13 protein-coding genes and 1 tRNA gene are annotated in these 15,078 nt (G+C 73.0%); 5 read left to right on the forward strand and 9 right to left on the reverse strand.

Features of this window, described 5'->3' with window-relative positions; all coding sequences use genetic code 11:
- Positions 1 to 61 precede the first annotated feature (61 nt).
- Complete coding sequence (locus GWK16_RS21630; protein ID WP_170056058.1) at positions 62 to 2,383, forward strand: xanthine dehydrogenase family protein molybdopterin-binding subunit; 2,322 nt, start codon at positions 62 to 64, stop codon at positions 2,381 to 2,383.
- A 145-nt stretch (positions 2,384 to 2,528) separates the two neighbouring features.
- Here GWK16_RS21630 and GWK16_RS21635 read toward each other — a convergent pair whose 3' ends face one another.
- The 4 genes from GWK16_RS21635 to hemC all read right to left on the reverse strand — a co-directional run bounded on the left by GWK16_RS21635 (position 2,529) and on the right by hemC (position 6,720).
- The gene (locus tag GWK16_RS21635) at positions 2,529 to 3,776 is read right to left on the reverse strand and encodes a heme biosynthesis HemY N-terminal domain-containing protein (protein WP_170056059.1); all 1,248 of its coding nucleotides are present in this window, start codon (positions 3,774 to 3,776) and stop codon (positions 2,529 to 2,531) included.
- A 9-nt stretch (positions 3,777 to 3,785) separates the two neighbouring features.
- Entirely contained in the window at positions 3,786 to 4,967 is a 1,182-nt protein-coding gene (locus GWK16_RS21640) for a hypothetical protein (RefSeq protein ID WP_170056060.1), read from the reverse strand.
- Positions 4,968 to 5,036: 69 nt separating this feature from the next.
- Positions 5,037 to 5,741 carry a uroporphyrinogen-III synthase gene (locus GWK16_RS21645; RefSeq protein ID WP_170056061.1) on the reverse strand — a complete coding sequence of 235 codons (705 nt, stop codon included), beginning with the start codon at positions 5,739 to 5,741 and terminating at the stop codon, positions 5,037 to 5,039.
- On the reverse strand, positions 5,734 to 6,720 hold the full coding sequence (hemC, locus tag GWK16_RS21650) for a hydroxymethylbilane synthase (protein WP_170056062.1): 987 nt from the start codon (positions 6,718 to 6,720) through the stop codon (positions 5,734 to 5,736). The genes GWK16_RS21645 and hemC overlap by 8 nt, the downstream gene beginning before the upstream one ends.
- A gap of 23 nt (positions 6,721 to 6,743) precedes the next feature.
- Between hemC and tsaD the strand changes: the two genes are divergently transcribed.
- Positions 6,744 to 7,793 (forward strand): tRNA (adenosine(37)-N6)-threonylcarbamoyltransferase complex transferase subunit TsaD, encoded by a 1,050-nt coding sequence (gene tsaD, locus GWK16_RS21655; protein ID WP_170056063.1) that lies wholly within the window; start codon positions 6,744 to 6,746, stop codon positions 7,791 to 7,793.
- Here the strand turns inward: tsaD and GWK16_RS21660 are convergent.
- The 4 genes from GWK16_RS21660 to GWK16_RS21675 form a co-directional block, all read right to left on the reverse strand.
- Entirely contained in the window at positions 7,790 to 8,680 is an 891-nt protein-coding gene (locus tag GWK16_RS21660; RefSeq protein ID WP_170056064.1) for an alpha/beta hydrolase, read from the reverse strand. The two genes, tsaD and GWK16_RS21660, sit on opposite strands and share 4 nt — an antisense overlap.
- The gene (locus GWK16_RS21665; RefSeq protein WP_170056065.1) at positions 8,677 to 10,269 is read right to left on the reverse strand and encodes an ABC transporter substrate-binding protein; all 1,593 of its coding nucleotides are present in this window, start codon (positions 10,267 to 10,269) and stop codon (positions 8,677 to 8,679) included. The genes GWK16_RS21660 and GWK16_RS21665 overlap by 4 nt, the downstream gene beginning before the upstream one ends.
- A gap of 126 nt (positions 10,270 to 10,395) precedes the next feature.
- The gene (locus GWK16_RS21670) at positions 10,396 to 11,106 is read right to left on the reverse strand and encodes a hypothetical protein (RefSeq protein WP_170056066.1); all 711 of its coding nucleotides are present in this window, start codon (positions 11,104 to 11,106) and stop codon (positions 10,396 to 10,398) included.
- A 129-nt stretch (positions 11,107 to 11,235) separates the two neighbouring features.
- Positions 11,236 to 11,307, reverse strand: a tRNA-Thr gene (locus GWK16_RS21675).
- Between the two features lie 183 nt (positions 11,308 to 11,490).
- On the opposite strand from GWK16_RS21675, the gene GWK16_RS25650 reads away from it, so the two are divergent.
- Positions 11,491 to 12,525, forward strand: a complete 1,035-nt coding sequence (locus tag GWK16_RS25650; protein WP_170056067.1) for a TonB family protein — start codon at positions 11,491 to 11,493, stop codon at positions 12,523 to 12,525.
- A gap of 9 nt (positions 12,526 to 12,534) precedes the next feature.
- Here the strand turns inward: GWK16_RS25650 and GWK16_RS21685 are convergent, their stop codons facing one another.
- Positions 12,535 to 12,762, reverse strand: coding sequence for a hypothetical protein (locus GWK16_RS21685; protein WP_170056068.1), 228 nt, complete (start codon positions 12,760 to 12,762; stop codon positions 12,535 to 12,537).
- Between the two features lie 589 nt (positions 12,763 to 13,351).
- Here GWK16_RS21685 and GWK16_RS21690 point away from each other — a divergent pair.
- On the forward strand, positions 13,352 to 14,302 hold the full coding sequence (locus GWK16_RS21690) for an ABC transporter substrate-binding protein (RefSeq protein ID WP_170056069.1): 951 nt from the start codon (positions 13,352 to 13,354) through the stop codon (positions 14,300 to 14,302).
- 1 nt (position 14,303) lies between these two features.
- Positions 14,304 to 15,077, forward strand: coding sequence for an ABC transporter permease (locus GWK16_RS21695; protein WP_170056070.1), 774 nt, complete (start codon positions 14,304 to 14,306; stop codon positions 15,075 to 15,077).
- The last annotated feature ends 1 nt before the right edge of the window (position 15,078 follow it).

The following is a 15,078-nucleotide window of genomic DNA, read 5'->3' on the forward strand; positions in this document are numbered from 1 at the left end:
CCTTCCCATCCCCGGCCCGCATCGCAGATGATGGGCCGAGGAACCAAGGGAGACCCCGCGCATGGCGAAGTTCGGCCTCAGCCAATCCATCCGCCGCGTCGAGGATCCGCGCCTTCTGAAGGGCGGCGGCCGCTATACCGACGACGTGGCCGTCCCCGGCCAGGCCGAGGGCTACGTCCTGCGCAGCCCGCATGCGCATGCGCGCATCAATTCCATCTCGACCGCGGCGGCCAAGGCGATGCCCGGCGTGCTGGGCGTCTGGACCGGGGCGGATCTCGCGGCGGCGGGCATCGGGCACCTGCCCTGCCTCGCGCCCGTGAAGTCGATCGACGGCCGCCCGACCTCCGACACGCCCCGCCGGGCGCTGGCCGAGGGTGTCGTGCGCCATGTCGGCGATCCCGTCGCCTTCGTCGTCGCGGAGACCATCAAGCAGGCCCGTGACGCCGCCGAGGCGATCGAGGTCGACTACGACACCCTGCCGGCCGCAACCGACCTGGCGACGGCGACCGATCCGGGCCAGCCGCAGGTCTGGGCCAGCGCGCCGAGCAATACCTGCTTCGACTGGCACGTCGGCGACGCCGCCAAGGTGGACGCGCTGATCAAGGGCGCGGCGCATGTCGCCCGGCTGCGCGTGGTGAACAACCGCGTCGTCGTCGCCTCGATGGAAGCGCGCGCCGCGCTCGCCGACTACGACGCCGCGCGCAACCACTGGACGCTGACGACCAACACCCAGGGATCCTGGCTGGTCCGCAACGTGCTGGCGAAGAACATCTTCAACCTGTCGAGCGACAATTTCCGGGTCGTCACGCCCGATGTCGGCGGCGGCTTCGGGATGAAGATCTTCATCTACCCCGAGCACGTCCTGACCTGCTTCGCCGCGCGCGAGCTGAAGCGCGCGGTGCGGTGGACCTCGGAGCGCACCGAGGCCTTCCAGTCCGACACCCATGGCCGCGACAACATCACCATCGGTGAATTGGCCCTCGACAAGGACGGCAAGTTCCTCGCCCTGCGGACCAAGAACTGGGCGGGGATGGGGGCCTACCTCAACACCTTCGCGCCCTTCATCCCGACCGGCGCGGGGACCAAGGTTCTGGCCTCGGTCTACGATTTCCAGGCGATCCACGCGCAGGTGATCGGCGTGATGACGCATACCGTCCCGGTGGACGCCTATCGGGGCGCCGGCCGGCCCGAGAGCAACTACCTGGTCGAGCGCCTGATCGACACCGCGGCGCGCGAAATCGGCATCGACCGCATCGAGCTCCGCAAGCGCAACATGGTCCCGTCCTCGCGCATGCCCTACGTCTCCGCGATGGGGCAGCGCTATGACTCGGGCGAGTTCGCGAAGCTGATGGACGCGGCGCTGGCGAAGATCGACTGGGCCGGGTTCGGGGCGCGCAAGGCGGAAGCGGCGAAGCGGGGCAAGAGGCGCGGCATCGGCCTCGCCTACTACCTCGAGGCCACGGGCGGCGCGCCGACCGAGAACGCATCGGTGAAGTTCGCCGATGACGGCTTCGTCGACGTCTATGTCGGCACGCAGTCGACCGGCCAGGGCCACGAGACCGCCTACGCGATGATGACGAGCTTCGAGCTCGGCATCCCGATCGAGAAGATCCGCGTGAAGCAGGGCGATTCCGACACGCTGCCGGATGGCGGCGGCACGGGCGGCGCCCGCAGCCTCTATTCCGAGGGCCAGGCGATCCTGGTGACCACCGCCTCGGTGGTCGAGAAGGGCAAGATCGCGGCCTCCGAGCATCTCGAGACCTCGGTCGCCGACATCGAGTTCTCCTCGAAGGGCGGCACCTTCGGCGTGGTCGGCACGGACCGCGCGGTGGGCATCCTCGAACTCGCGGCCGCACAGCGGAAGAAGGCCGCGGCGGGGATCGAGGCGACGCTGCTCGACGCCACCGAGACGGCCGAGATCAAGTCCCACACCTTCCCCAACGGCTGCCACGTGGCCGAGGTGGAGGTCGACCCCGAGACCGGCGTCGTCTCCATCCCCCGCTATATCGTGGTGGACGATGTGGGCCATGCGCTGAACCCGCTGATCGTGCGCGGCCAGGTGCATGGCGGCGTGACGCAGGGCATCGGCCAGGCGCTGCTCGAGCGCACGGCCTATGATTCGGAAAGCGGGCAGCTCGTCTCGGCGTCCTTCATGGATTACGCGCTGCCGCGTGCGGACGACCTGCCGCCGATCGACGTCGACCTGATCGAGGTGCCCTGCGAGACCAACCCGCTCGGCGTGAAGGGGGCGGGCGAGGCCGGTGCGGTGGGCTCGCCGCCGGCGGTGATCAACGCGCTGGTCGATGCGCTCGGCGTGGCGGTGGACATGCCGGCCACGCCGGAGACGGTGTGGAAGGCGCTGAGCGCGGCGAAGGCGGCCTGACGGACACCGAGAGGGGCGCTGCCCCTCTCGGGCTCTCCCCGCCAAAGGCCCAGAGGCCTTTGGAAACCAACACTCGAGTTCCCGCGGTCCAGGGGGCCGTCGCCCCCTGGCGGGGTGGTTCGGAGGGGCAGCGCCCTTCCGATTCCTACACCGCCGTCCAGGCGATCCGCCCGACCGTCCCGCAGGACGCGCACTCCGCCTTCCAGGCATTGTGCTCCGCCCCGCAGGCCGCGCAGCGCCAGCGCGGCGCGCCTTCGGCGTTCGCCGCCGCGCGCAGCCATTTCGCCTGGGCGGCGCGCGCATCGGCGGTGTCGCCGTGCTCGACTTCCTCGAGTTCCGCCATCAGCAGCCAGGTGCGCCGGTCCGGCGCGCCGCCGGCGACCAGCGCATCCAGTTCTGACCGCGCTCGTCCGGTGAGGCCGGCATCGATCGCCGCGCGCGCCATCAGCAGCCGGCTTTCGGGATGCTCGCGGTTCCGGTGCGTCAGGTCCTCGACCGCCTTCACGCGGGCGAGGGCATTGCGTTCCCCGGCGAGCCAGGCCGCGCCGATATCCGGATGCGGCCGCGCCTGCCAGGCCTGTTCCAGCACGCCGCGCGCCTTGCGCGCCGATCCCGCCGCGGCGAGCCGCTTCGCATGCGCCAGCGCACCCGGCGCGAAGGCCGGATCGGCGGCGAAGGCCTGCTTCTCGAACTCTGCGGCGCGGGCCGGGTCTTCCTCCTGCTGCGCAGCGGCGAGGGCGAGGGCCGCGCGCGGCGCATCGGGCGGGGAGAGCGCCAGCGCCTCGCGCCAGTCATGGGTGCGCAGCGCGAGCAGCTGGCGCTCCTCGCGCAGCCAGGCGGCGCCGGGCTGGGCGGCTTCGGCCTCCTTCGCCAGGCGTTGTGCCGCGGCCCAATCCTCCCGCTGCATCGCCTGGCGCAGCAGCCCGCGCAGGCCGAGGAAGCGGGCATCGGGCCGCTCGGCCAGCGCCTTGAAGGCCGCCGCCGCGCCGTCCTCCCGGCCGCCGAGGCGTTCGGCCTCGGCCGCCAGCAGCAACGTCTGCGGCGTGTCGCCCAGCAGGTGCCGCGCGCGACGGACCTCGATGCGCGCGGTCTGCGCGGTGCCGGCGGCCAGCGCGATCAGCGCGCGCGTCACCGCCGCATCGCCCTCGGCGCGCCGGGACGCCGCGCGGGCCGCGCGGCGCCGGTCGGGCAGCCGGCGGAACCAGCCCAGCACCGACAGCACGACGTGCAGCAGCAGGAAGACGACCACCAGCCCCATCACGGCGACGGGGAAGGAGACGCCGATCCAGACCTCGCCGACGGCGATCTCGACGGTCCCGCCCACGCGGGCGAGCCAAAGGGCGATGGCGGTGACGGCCGAAAGCGCGGCCAGCAGCAGGAGGGCGCGACGCATGGCCGGGCCTCAGCGCGCCGACAGGCCGGCGAGGGCGGCACGCGCGGCAATGAGCCCCCGGGCCTGCTCGGTCCAGGGCTGCATCGCCTCCTGTGCCGGCGGCGGCAGGCGGCCGAGCCGCCCGATGGCGCCGTCGAGGTCCCCGGCATCGAGTGCCCGGCGGGCGCGCTCGATCTCGGCGGCGGCGGCGTCGCCCCAGACGACCTGCTCACCGCGGCGGACGGTGACGAGGCCCGAGAGGCGGGCGGCGGCGGCGTCGAGCACGCCCTGGCCTTCGCGGGCCGGCTCGCTGGCGGCGAGCGCGGCCCGGGCGGCGTCCTCGAAGGTCAGGCGCAGCGCGGCCTCGGTCGGCGGCGCCATGCCCGCGTAGCGCGTCAGCGCGGGCGGTGCCGTGGGGAAGGCGGCAAGAGCGTCCCCGAAGGCCTGTCCGGCCTCGAGGCGCTGGCGCAGCGTGTCGAGCGCGGCGGCGCGGGCTGCCCGCGCTTCGAGCGCCGCGATGCGCTCCTGCGCGGCTTCCAGCGCGGCGATGCGGCGGGCCAGGGTGGATTCGGCCCCGGCGATGCGCTGCGCCATGGCGTTGCCGGCGGCGGCGATGCGCTCGGCCTCGGCGCGCTCGGCCTGCGCCAGGCGGTCGGCGAGACTGCGCGCCAGGTCCTCGGTGCGGCGGATCGCTTCGGCATCGGCCGCCTGCTGCCGGGCGGCGAGGGCGTCGAGGCGCTCGGTGAAGCGCTCGGCGCGGGTGGCGAGGCTGTCGGTCGCGCTGCGCGGGGCGAAGGCGGAGGGATCGAGAGCCGGTCGACCTTCCAGCGCGGCGAGGCGGCCGGTCACCGCGTCCAGCCGTTGCTCGAGCGGGCGGATATCCGACGGCGCGGGCAGGGCGGCGATGCGACGCTCGATCGGGGCGAGGTCCACCGGCGGGCGCGATTCGAGCGCGGCGATGCGCGCCTCGAGCGGGGCGAGGTCGGGACCGCGGCGGCGTTCCATGGCGGCGAGACGGGCCTCGACGCCTTCCAGCGCGGCAATGCGGGCCTCCAGCGCGGCGACCGCGGCGGCGGTCGGGTTGGGCGGCGGCACCGGGCGCGGCGTCATCCAGAGCCAGGCCGCCGCGAGCACCAGGACCGCCCCGCCGGCCAGCAGCGGGATGGCGGCGGGATCAAGGAAGCGGCGCGGGGTCGGGGTCTGGTCGGTCATGCCCGGTCCTATGGCTGGCGGGCGGGCGGTATAGCAACCCGTGAGGCCGATGGCGCGCGCGGCGTGACGTCATGCCGCAGGCGGACCGAGCAGGGACGGCAGCAGGCCCGGGTCGGGTCGCGGCGTGATCGCGATCTCCGCCCAGGGCAGGGGTTTCAGCGCCTCGGCGATTCGGGGGCTGATCGCGAGGGCCCGAATGGCCCGGGTCGCCTCGGCAAGGTCGGCGCCGCGCAGCAGGGCGAGAGTGATTCGAACACCACGCGGAGACGTGAACAGTGCGGCGCCGACCCGGCCGCCGCGCAGCGCGGCTTCGGCCTCGGGCGGCAGGTCTGTGGCCGGGACGGCCTCATAGGTCACGCGGCGCAGCACGCGAAACCCGCGGGCACGCAGCGCGGCAGCGAGCTCCACGCTGTAGCCGCGCCCCACCGCGAGCAGCAGCGGCCCGCGCGCTGGATCGAGCCGGGCGGCGGCCAGGACCGCCAGCGTCGCCGCCTCGCCCTCGGCGGCGATGACGTCGGTGAAGCCGCGCGCGCGGGCTTCAGCGGCGGTGCCTTCTCCGACCGCCAGGACCGGCAGGGCCATCGGTTCCAGCGCCCGGGCGGCGGCGCGGCTCGGCAGCAGCAGGGCCTGGGCGGCGGGCAGGCGCGCGGGTGCGCAGGGACGCAGCAGCAGAGCCGGGGCGAGGACCGGCGTCCAGCCCAGCGCGGCGACGGCGGCAGCGGTCTCGGCCGCGCCCGGCTCCGGACGCGTGACGAGAACGCCGTGCCTAGGCAAAGAGGTCGGCAGGGCTGTCCCGCCGCAGCGCGCGGCCGAGCTCGCTGCCGAGCCGGATCGCGTCCTTCGCGCTGCCTTCCTCGCTGCGCTTGAGCAGGAAAGACCCATCGGCGCGCGCCACCAGGCCCGTCAGCCGCAGTCGTCCGTCCGCCAGCACCCGTGCATGGCCGCCGATCGGCGTGCGGCAGGACCCGTCGAGAGCAGCAAGCAGCGCCCGCTCGGCCGAGGAGACGGCCCGCGCCTCGGGGTCCTCGATGCCGGACAGTAGTTCGTGCAGCTCGGTGTCGTCGGCGCGGACGGTGACGCCGACGATGCCCTGGCCGGCGGCGGGGACCATGACCTCCGCGTCGATCGGGACGCTGCCCGCGGGCTCGAGGCCCAGGCGGCGGAGGCCGGCCAGCGCGAGCAGGGTCGCCGCTGCCTCGCCCTCGGCGAGTTTCCGCAGCCGCGTCTGCACGTTGCCGCGGAACATCACGACGTTCAGGTCCGGCCGGCGGTGCAGCAGCTGCGACTGCCGCCGGACGGAGGAGGTGCCGATCACCGCCCCCTGCGGCAGGGCGGAGAAGGGATCGCCCGGGTCGGCCGCGGCCAGCGCCGGGCCGGGCAGCAGCACGTCCCGCGCATCCTCCCGCTTCAGGGTGCAGGCCAGCACGATGCCGGGCGGCATCTCGGTCTCGAGATCCTTCAGCGAATGCACGGCGAAATCCACCCGGCCGTCGAGCAGCGCCTCGTGGATCTCCTTCGCGAACAGGCCCTTGCCGCCGATCTCGGCCAGCTTGCGGTCCTGGATGCGGTCGCCGGAGGTGATGAGCTGGTGTTCCTCGAAGGCCTTGGCGTCGCGCAGCACCGGGCAGAAGCGCGTGACGCGCTCGAGGAAGTCCCGCGTCTGCCACAGGGCGAGCGGCGAGGCCCGCGTGCCGACGCGCAGCGGCAGGGACCGGCGGTGCTTGGGCACGGCGGCGGGGTGGGCAAGCGACATGGCATCGTCATAGAACCCCGCCCATGGGCGCGGAAGGTGGCTTCGACTTGGACAGGCCGGTGCTGGGGCTGGAGAGCAGCTGCGACGAGACGGCGGCGGCCGTGCTTGCTCCCGACGGCCGCATCCTGGCCGAGGGCGTGCTGAGCCAGGAGAAGGAACACGCCGTCTTCGGCGGCGTGGTGCCGGAGATCGCCGCGCGGGCGCATCTGGAAGCCCTGCCGGGCCTGGCGGAGCGCGTGCTGAGACGGGCCGGGCTGGGCTTCGGGGATCTCGGCGCCGTGGCGGCGACATCGGGCCCCGGGCTGATCGGCGGGCTGATCGTGGGGGCCTGCTTCGGCAAGGGGGTGGCGATCGCCCATGACCTGCCCTTCGTGGCGGTGAACCACCTCGAGGCCCATGCCCTGACCGCACGACTCCCGGGCCTGCTGCCGCAGGGCGCGCCGGCCTTTCCCTACCTGCTGCTGCTGGTCTCGGGCGGGCATTGCCAATGCGTCGCGGTGGAGGGGCTCGGGCGCTACCGGCGGCTGGGCTCGACGCTGGACGATGCGGTGGGGGAGGCCTTCGACAAGGCGGCCAAGCTGATGGGCCTGCCCTGGCCGGGCGGGCCGCATCTGGAACGGCTGGCGGCCGAGGGCGATCCGCAGGCGGTGCCCCTGCCGCGGCCGCTGCTGGGGCGGCCGGGTTGCGACTTTTCCTTCAGCGGGCTGAAGACCGCTGTGGCCCGGGCGGTGGCGCAGGGCAGCGCGTCCCATGCCGACATCGCGGCGGCCTTCCAGGCCTCGGTCGCCGCGGTGCTGGCCGACCGGGCGCGCCATGCGCTCGAGATGGTGCCGGAGGCGACGGGCATCGTCGTCGCCGGCGGCGTCGCGGCGAACCAGGCGGTGCGCGCGGCGCTCGCGGGGGTGGCGGGCATCGCCGGGGTGCCGATGCTCGCCCCGCCGCTGCGCTACTGCACCGACAATGCGGTGATGGTGGCCTGGGCGGGGATCGAGCGGCTGCGCGCGGGGCTGACCGACCGGATGGACCACAGTCCCCGGCCGCGCTGGCCGCTGGCCGACCTGACCGGCGGCTAGAGCGCGGTCTTCCCCGCCAGCGCCGCCATCCGCGCCGCGTCGGGCTGGCGCCCCTCGAACCAGATCGCCGCGCAGACCTTGGACATGGCGTTGCCGTCATGGCCGATGCCGGGGACGACCTCGAGCCGCCAATGGCAGGGCACGCCGCGACGCGCCGCTTCCTCCCGCGCGAAGCGAAGGAAATTGTGGGCGCGGGCGAAACGGTGCGGACCCTGGGCGATGGCCTCGGGGTTGGAGGGCAGGGAGGGGCCGGAGGTCTCGATGTCCGCATCCCCGGCGAGGATCAGCAGCGGATAGGCGAGCCAGGCCTCGAGATCGGCATCGGTCACGCCGAGCCCGCCCAGGCCTTCCGGAAAGCGTCGATCGAGCGTCGGCAGCGAATACCAGCCGGCGTTGCCGCAGCCGATGGCGCAGAACGGCGAGCGGTCGGTCAGGGACGCCATGCGGTGTGCGAACTGCGAGCCCGCCGAATGGCCGAACAGGAAGGCCTGCCGCCGGCGCGTGACGTCGCCGGCCTGCACCGCCGCGAAGACGCGTGCGGGGATGTGATAGGCCCAGGTCACCGCATCCGTGACGGCGCCCGAGCCATCGAGCACGCCGCCATTGTTGTAGGGCTCCGCACCCGGATGCGTGTCCGCCGCGAAGGTCGGCGCGAGGATCAGCAGGCCGTGGCGGTCCGCGGCCTCGATCCAGAAGTCGCGATACTCGTCGCCATTGCGGCCCATGCCGTGCTGGACGAAGACGACCGGGCTGTCCGGCGTCGCGCCCGGCGCGCGGTAGGCGTGGAGGATCAGCTCCTTGCCCGGCGCATGCGTCGCGTCGGTGAAGGGGAAGGCGAGGCGGCCCGGCGCGGCGAGCGCGCGGGCCAGATGCTGCGGGTCGATCATCGGGCGGGCTTGATCTCGGATGCGGGGGTGGTCTGGTCCATGCGGCCTTCGAAGGCGAGGTCGCGGCGGAAGGCCCAGGCGGCATTCTCGAAATGCACGGGGATGACGGGCAGGCGCTCGATCACCAGGCGGCTCGCCTGTTCCATCAGGCGCTCGCGGTCGCCCTCGTCCATGGTGGCGAAGGCGGTGCGGGCGAGGCGGTCGATCTCGGCGTCGGAGAACTCGCCGTAGTTGCTCATGCCGAAGCCGCGTTCGCGGTCCATCGTGGTGACCCAGGCGCGGAGGAAGAGCTGCGTCTCCTCGGCCGAGGCCGCCCAGCCGCCCATCGGCACCGAGAATTCCTTCCGCCCGCGGCGTGGGAAGAAGACGTTCGACGGCATCGCGTCCACCGCCACCGTCACGCCGATGCGCTGGAAATACTGCGCCAGCGCCTGGGCGACGCGCGCATCGTTGACGTAGCGGTTGTTGGTCGAGTGCAGCGTGAAGGAGAAGCCGGCCGGCACGCCTGCTTCGGCCAGCAGCGCGCGGGCGCGGGCGGGGTCGTAGGGCAGCACGCCCGCGCCGGGGACGGTGCCGCGCATGCCTTCGGGCAGCAACTGGCCGGCAGGTGTGGCGAGGCCATCCATGATGCGGTCGGCGATCGCACGGCGGTCGATCGCCATCGACAGCGCCTGGCGCACCCGCACGTCGCGCAGCGGGTTCGATCCGTTCGGGCCCTGCACGAAGGGCGCATTCTCGCGCTGGTCCATCTGCAGGAAGATCAGGCGCGTGGTCGGCGAGACAGCAAGCGCGAAGGCCTGGTTCTGCCGGATGCGCGGCACGTCGGCGGTGGCCGGCGCCTCGATCACGTCGAGATCGCCGGCGAGCAGGCCGGCGAGGCGCGGCCCCGCGTTGGTCACGGGGCGCAGGCGCACCTCGGCCCAATGCGGCTTGTCGCCCCAATAGGCGTCGTTGCGGGTGAGCTCGATCAGGCTGCTGCGGTTGTAGGACCGCAGGCGGTAGGGACCGGTGCCGATCGCGGCGCGGCCTTCGTTGAAGTCGGCGACGCTCGGCCAGGGGCCTTCCTTGCCGCACCCATCCGCGGAGTAGGTGAGGCCGGTGCGCTCGCCGCGCGGGATGATCGCGATGGACGCGAGGTCCGAGAGGAGCAACGGCTCGGGTTCCCGCGTGCGGATCACCAGGCGGTGCGGGGATTCCACCTGCATCGCCGCGATGCGCCGGACCTCGCGCGAGAAGGAGCCGACCACCTCGCTCTCATTGTTCAGCGTGCGGCAGTAGGAGAAGACGACGTCCTCGGCCGTGAAGGGCTGGCCGTTGTGGAAGGTCACGCCCTGACGCAGGTCGAAGACCCAGGTGAGGTCGTCGCGGCGCGACCAGCCGGTGGCGAGCGCCGGCTTCGGACGCAGCCGCGCATCGAGTCCCGTCAGCCCTTCAAAGACGTGGTCGCGATAGGTGGAGTTCGGTGCCGCCGCATAGTTGTGCGGATCGGCGGCGGAGGTTTCCGCCGCCATGCCGATGCGCAGCGTCTGCGCAAGGACGGGCGCGGCGAACAGGGCGTTGAGGGCGAGCGCAAGGGCCAGGCGGCGCATGGTCTTGTTCCGGCAGGTGGCAAGGTGGCGTAACCTATGCGCAACCGGTCCCGCCTGTCGTCCCGCCACGGCGCCATGGCTGCAATGAGCCGCATGGATGATGCCGTCGCATCGTTTCGGGGTGCTCTATTGAGTGACGTTCGACTGCGCCCAGGCGCCGGCGAAGTCGCGGGCCATATCCTCGATGACGCGCCCGCGGCGGGCGCGAAATGCGGACGCGGGCCCGCTGATCATCGCGGCGCGCAGGAACAGCGTGACGTTGCCCGTCGTCGAGGCGCCGGTACCGACGACGCGTGTCGGTTCGACACGTCCCGTCACTTCGAGACCGAGATATTCCGCGCAGACGCCGCGCGAGACAACGAGGGAGATGGCGGAGACGATCAGGAGCGGCGGTTCCTCCCACGGCGTCAGGGCGCGTCGCGCGGCGTCCTCGGCGCGTTGGGCCTCGCGCCGCGCCTCGGGGGGCGCCGCGCGGCTGGCCGCCTCGGCCGCGCGATGGGCGGCCGCGAGCCGCTGATACTCGGGGTGAACCTCGACGGCGTCGGTGACGGCGCGCGCCCCGCGGGCGGCGACGAGGCGCGTCGGGGCGAGCGCCGTCAGGACGCGTCGTTCCATATCGCCGACCTCGGCGCCGCAGGCGCGGCGGTCTGCCGGGCTGCCGTCGCTGGTTGCCACGACCGCCACGGCGACCATGCCGTTGAGTTCCGCACGCGGTCGCGTCTGGGCGTCGGCGTTCGCTGGGGCGGCCCCCCAGGCGAGCAGCAGCGTCAGGATGGGACCAACGCGCCATCGTGCCGGGCGGATCGCGAGGACATGCAAGGGCAACTGGTATCCCATCTGTCTCTCCGCGTGGCCGGGGTGTGGAGGTGGGCCTCGCCACGGGAACGGGGTTGTTGCTGGCCGGCGTCGTTCCGCCCAGCCCGGCGGCCACGGAATGCCGGGCATGCAAGGTTCGGCGGGACGCCATGCCGGGTGAGGGATTCGAACCCCCGACCTTCGGTTTACAAAACCGCTGCACTACCGCTGTGCTAACCCGGCGCGCCGCCTTGGTGTAGCAGAGCGCCCCCAAGCGGCAACCCGATCCCGACTCCGATTCGGACATTCCGCCCACACACTGGAGCAGGATCCCCGGTTCTCTTGATTCGCCGTCCGCCCAGCGCCCGAACCGAGCCGCCACCGCCGGCGGCGCCAACGGAGGCCGTGCCGCCCGGACGGCTGGCCATGCGGCGCCGCCCGGGGCCCGGCATGCGCATTCCGGCGGCCGTGTCGGCAGCGCTGCACGGGCTGTTCATCCTGGCCGTGCTGCTCGAATTCGATCCGCGGTCCCGGCGGGCCCAACAGGAATTGCCGCCGCCGAGCTTCGCCATGGTGTTCCAGGGCGGATCCGACCAGGCGCCCCGCGGGGCGGAAGCGCCCGAGGAAGGCCCGGTGGTGACGGCCGAGGCTCCGCCCCCCGCGCCACCTCCGCCGCCGCCTGCGCCGCCGCGGCTGGCAGAAGCGCCGCCGGTGCCTCCCCCGCCGGCGCCACCGCCGCCTCCGACCCCGACGCCGCCGGCGCCACCCCCTCCGCCGGCCCCACGGACGGAGACGCCGCCGCCGCCACAGCCCCCGCCGCCCAGCACCGCGCCGCCCGCCCCGACCATCCCCGAACCGGCGCGCCCGGTGGAGGCCGGCCCACCGCCGCCGCCACCCGCGCCTCCGGTGCCGACACCCGCCCCGCCCGACCGGCCGCCGCAGCGCCAACTCGCTGAGGTGCCGCTGCCGCCACCCCCGCCGCCGCCGCCGCCGCCGACACCGGCGCAGCCGCACCAGCAGCCGCTGGACCTGACGGACCGGCCGCCGATCCGCCTGGGCGAGAACGACCCCTCGCGCGCCCGCGCCCCGCAGCGCGGACTGGACCTGCGGCCGGGTGCGACCATCCCGGGGCCTGGCGACGTCGAAAACCTGCGGGTGCGCGGCGCCCAGGCAGGCCCGGACTGGCGCAACGCCTTCCGCGCCTGGCTCGACCGCAACCTTCGCTACCCGCGGGAGGCCGCGGATCTCGGCGAGGAAGGCCCGGTCACGGTGCGGATCACCACCGGCGCGGACGGGCGCGTGCGGGGCGTAGAGCTGCGTTCGGCCTCGCGGTCGATCTACCTGAACTACTATTCGCAGGCAGTCTTTCGTGGCGCCAACCTGCCGCCCTTCCCGCCGGGGACGGCGGAAGAACAGGTCACCATCGACCTGACGATCAACTACTACATCGTCCGGCGCTGACGGCCGCGTTCAGGCGTGGCCCACGGCGCCGAAAGCGTCGCGGTTGGTCGCCCGCACCACGGCGGCGAACAGCCGGAGCGCATCCGGCCCGCCGCGGTCGAGCAGCGCGCCGTCCTCCATCTCCCGCGCCAGGATCTCGGCGTGGTCGGCCAGGGTTTCGGCGGCGCGCCGCAAGGCTTCCCGGGAGAGGGTGAGTTGCAGGTCGTCGCTGAGGTGAGTCCAGTCGGCAGGCCGCATGGAGTTTCCATCCGGATCATCCGCCGTCCTGGCGCGGTTCGCGGCTCGGGGGGCCACGCCGTGGATCATGCCGCGTGCTGGTTAACGCGGCATGAGTGGCGCGAGCGCCTCACTTCCCCATCGGCTTCGCCGGCGCGGGGGCCGGTTTCGGCGCGGGTGGACGCGGCGGCGTGGACGGGCCGGAGATGACGTCGAAATCGTAGTCGGAGCGGTGCATGGCGGGCCTCTGGATGGTGGGGCCGCCGGGTCCTGGTGTCTTGCGGGATGCGGGAACTCAAGGTCCCGAAAGCGCGAAAGCCGCCAGGGCTCGGCGGCTTTCGGGAGATCTGGTCGCGTGACGGATCCCTAGGCCGCTGGTGGATACCAGCGGTACCAAAATCGGGACGTCAGGATGCCGTTCGCAACCATGCCCGCACCCTATGCCCGCGGGTGCGGCGATGGCAAGCCTGCTTCGCGCGCAACCGCGGACGCGATTGCCGCCACCTTCGGCAGGGCGCGCGGTGCGCGCCGCGACAGGCACGGCATAATGCTTGCACCGTAACGGCGCTCGGATAGGTTGGGCCCGATCCTTTCCGACGGAGCGAAGACCATGGATCGCCGCCACCTCCTCGGCGCCGCCGCAGGCCTGCTCGCCGCGCCGGCCGCGCTGCGCGCCCAGGCCCTGCCCAAGATCACCATCGGCATGTCGGGCTGGACCGGCTTCGCGCCGCTGACGCTCGCCGAGCAGGCCGGCCTGTTCCGCGCCAACGGCATCGAAGTGGAGACGAAGTTCGTCCCGCAGCGCGAGCGCAACCTTGCTCTCGTCTCCGGCGCGCTGAACTGCGTCGTGACGACGGTCGACACCATGATCCTCTGGGCGAGCTCCGCGCCGCTGACGCAGGTGCTGGTGCTCGACCGCTCGCGCGGCGGGGACGGGATCGGCGTGCGACCGGCGGTCAATTCCTGGGCCGACCTCAAGGGCAAGACCGTCGCGGTCGATGGCGCCGGCACCACGCCCTACTTCGTCCTCGCCTACATGATGCGCGAGAACGGCATGTCGGTCCGCGACGTGACGACCGCGACGCTCGCCCCGCAACCGGCCGCGCAGGCCTTCGTCGCCGGGCAGTTCGACGCCTGCTCGACCTACGAGCCCTACCTGTCCCAGGTGCGCGCCATGGGCGCGGACAAGGGCAAGATCCTCGCGACGACGCTCGACCACCCCTGCGTGGTGGACACGCTCGGCTTCACGCCCGCTTTCATCCAGGCGAACCCCGAGGCGGTGCGGCGCGTGGTGAAGTCGTGGTTCGACGCCGTGGCGATGATCGCCCGCGAGCCCGACCGCTCCTTCGAGATCATGGGCCGCCGCGTCAACCAGACGGGCGAGCAGTTCAAGGCCTCCGCACAGTTCATCGAATGGCTCGACCAGGCGAAGAACAAGGAATACGTCGCGAACGGCCTGCCGCAGTTCATGCAGAAGGCCCACACCGTGCAGCGCGAAACCGGCGTGGTGCGCCAGGACGTGAACCTCGGACCGCTGCTGAACACCTCCTTCCTCGGGTGAGATGAAGCCTCTCGTTCCTGTCTCGGCCGGCGCGCGGGTGGTCCTGGGCGCCGGCTTCTTCGTGATGTTCGTCGCGCTCTGGGCGGTGGCGACCTATTCCGGCTGGGTGCCGCCGCTCTTCCTGGCGAGCCCGGGGAAGACGTTGCTCGCCGGCTGGTCGCTGCTGACCGAATTCGGCTTCGCGGGCGACATCGCGATCACGGTATTCCGCGTCGTCGGCGGCTTCCTGATCGCGGCCGCGATCGGCGTGCCGCTCGGCCTATTGATGGGCGCGTTCAAGCCGGTCGAGGCCTTCTTCGAGCCCTTCGTCTCCTTCGCGCGCTACCTGCCGGCCTCGGCCTTCATCCCGCTGCTGATCCTCTGGGCGGGCGTGGGAGAGGCGCAGAAGCTCTCGGTCATCTTCATCGGGTCGTTTTTCCAGATCGTCATCATGGTGGCGGTGATCGCCGGCGCGACCCGGATGGACCTGGTCGAGGCGGCCTACACGCTCGGCGCGCGGTCCGGCGGCATCGTGCGGCGCGTGATCATCCCGTCCTCCGCGCCGCAGGTGATGGAGACGCTGCGCCTCGTGCTCGGCTGGGCCTGGACCTACGTCATCGTGGCGGAGCTGATCGGCGCGACCTCGGGCATCGGGCACATGATCATGGACAGCCAGAGGCTGCTCGACACCGGCCAGATGATCTTCGGCATCGTGGTGATCGGGCTGATCGGGCTGGTGACGGATTTCCTGTTCAAGGCGCTGAACCGGCGACTGTTCCCCTGGGCGGTGCTGTGAG

This window comes from Neoroseomonas marina, assembly GCF_012927745.1.
In the GTDB taxonomy this organism is placed as follows: Bacteria; Pseudomonadota; Alphaproteobacteria; order Acetobacterales; family Acetobacteraceae; genus Neoroseomonas; species Neoroseomonas marina.

Bases quoted from the DNA above. Each gene is read 5' to 3' on its own strand.
- hemC (WP_170056062.1), bottom strand. From the start codon at position 6,720: ATGTCGCTTGCCCACCCCGCCGCCGTGCCCAAGCACCGCCGGTCCCTG.
- GWK16_RS21685 (WP_170056068.1), bottom strand. From the start codon at position 12,762: ATGCGGCCTGCCGACTGGACTCACCTCAGCGACGACCTGCAACTCACC.
- GWK16_RS21690 (WP_170056069.1), top strand. From the start codon at position 13,352: ATGGATCGCCGCCACCTCCTCGGCGCCGCCGCAGGCCTGCTCGCCGCG.
- GWK16_RS21670 (WP_170056066.1), bottom strand. From the start codon at position 11,106: ATGGGATACCAGTTGCCCTTGCATGTCCTCGCGATCCGCCCGGCACGA.
- GWK16_RS21640 (WP_170056060.1), bottom strand. From the start codon at position 4,967: ATGACCGACCAGACCCCGACCCCGCGCCGCTTCCTTGATCCCGCCGCC.
- GWK16_RS21630 (WP_170056058.1), top strand. From the start codon at position 62: ATGGCGAAGTTCGGCCTCAGCCAATCCATCCGCCGCGTCGAGGATCCG.
- GWK16_RS25650 (WP_170056067.1), top strand. From the start codon at position 11,491: ATGCGGCGCCGCCCGGGGCCCGGCATGCGCATTCCGGCGGCCGTGTCG.
- GWK16_RS21695 (WP_170056070.1), top strand. From the start codon at position 14,304: ATGAAGCCTCTCGTTCCTGTCTCGGCCGGCGCGCGGGTGGTCCTGGGC.
- tsaD (WP_170056063.1), top strand. From the start codon at position 6,744: ATGGGCGCGGAAGGTGGCTTCGACTTGGACAGGCCGGTGCTGGGGCTG.
- GWK16_RS21660 (WP_170056064.1), bottom strand. From the start codon at position 8,680: ATGATCGACCCGCAGCATCTGGCCCGCGCGCTCGCCGCGCCGGGCCGC.
- GWK16_RS21665 (WP_170056065.1), bottom strand. From the start codon at position 10,269: ATGCGCCGCCTGGCCCTTGCGCTCGCCCTCAACGCCCTGTTCGCCGCG.
- GWK16_RS21635 (WP_170056059.1), bottom strand. From the start codon at position 3,776: ATGCGTCGCGCCCTCCTGCTGCTGGCCGCGCTTTCGGCCGTCACCGCC.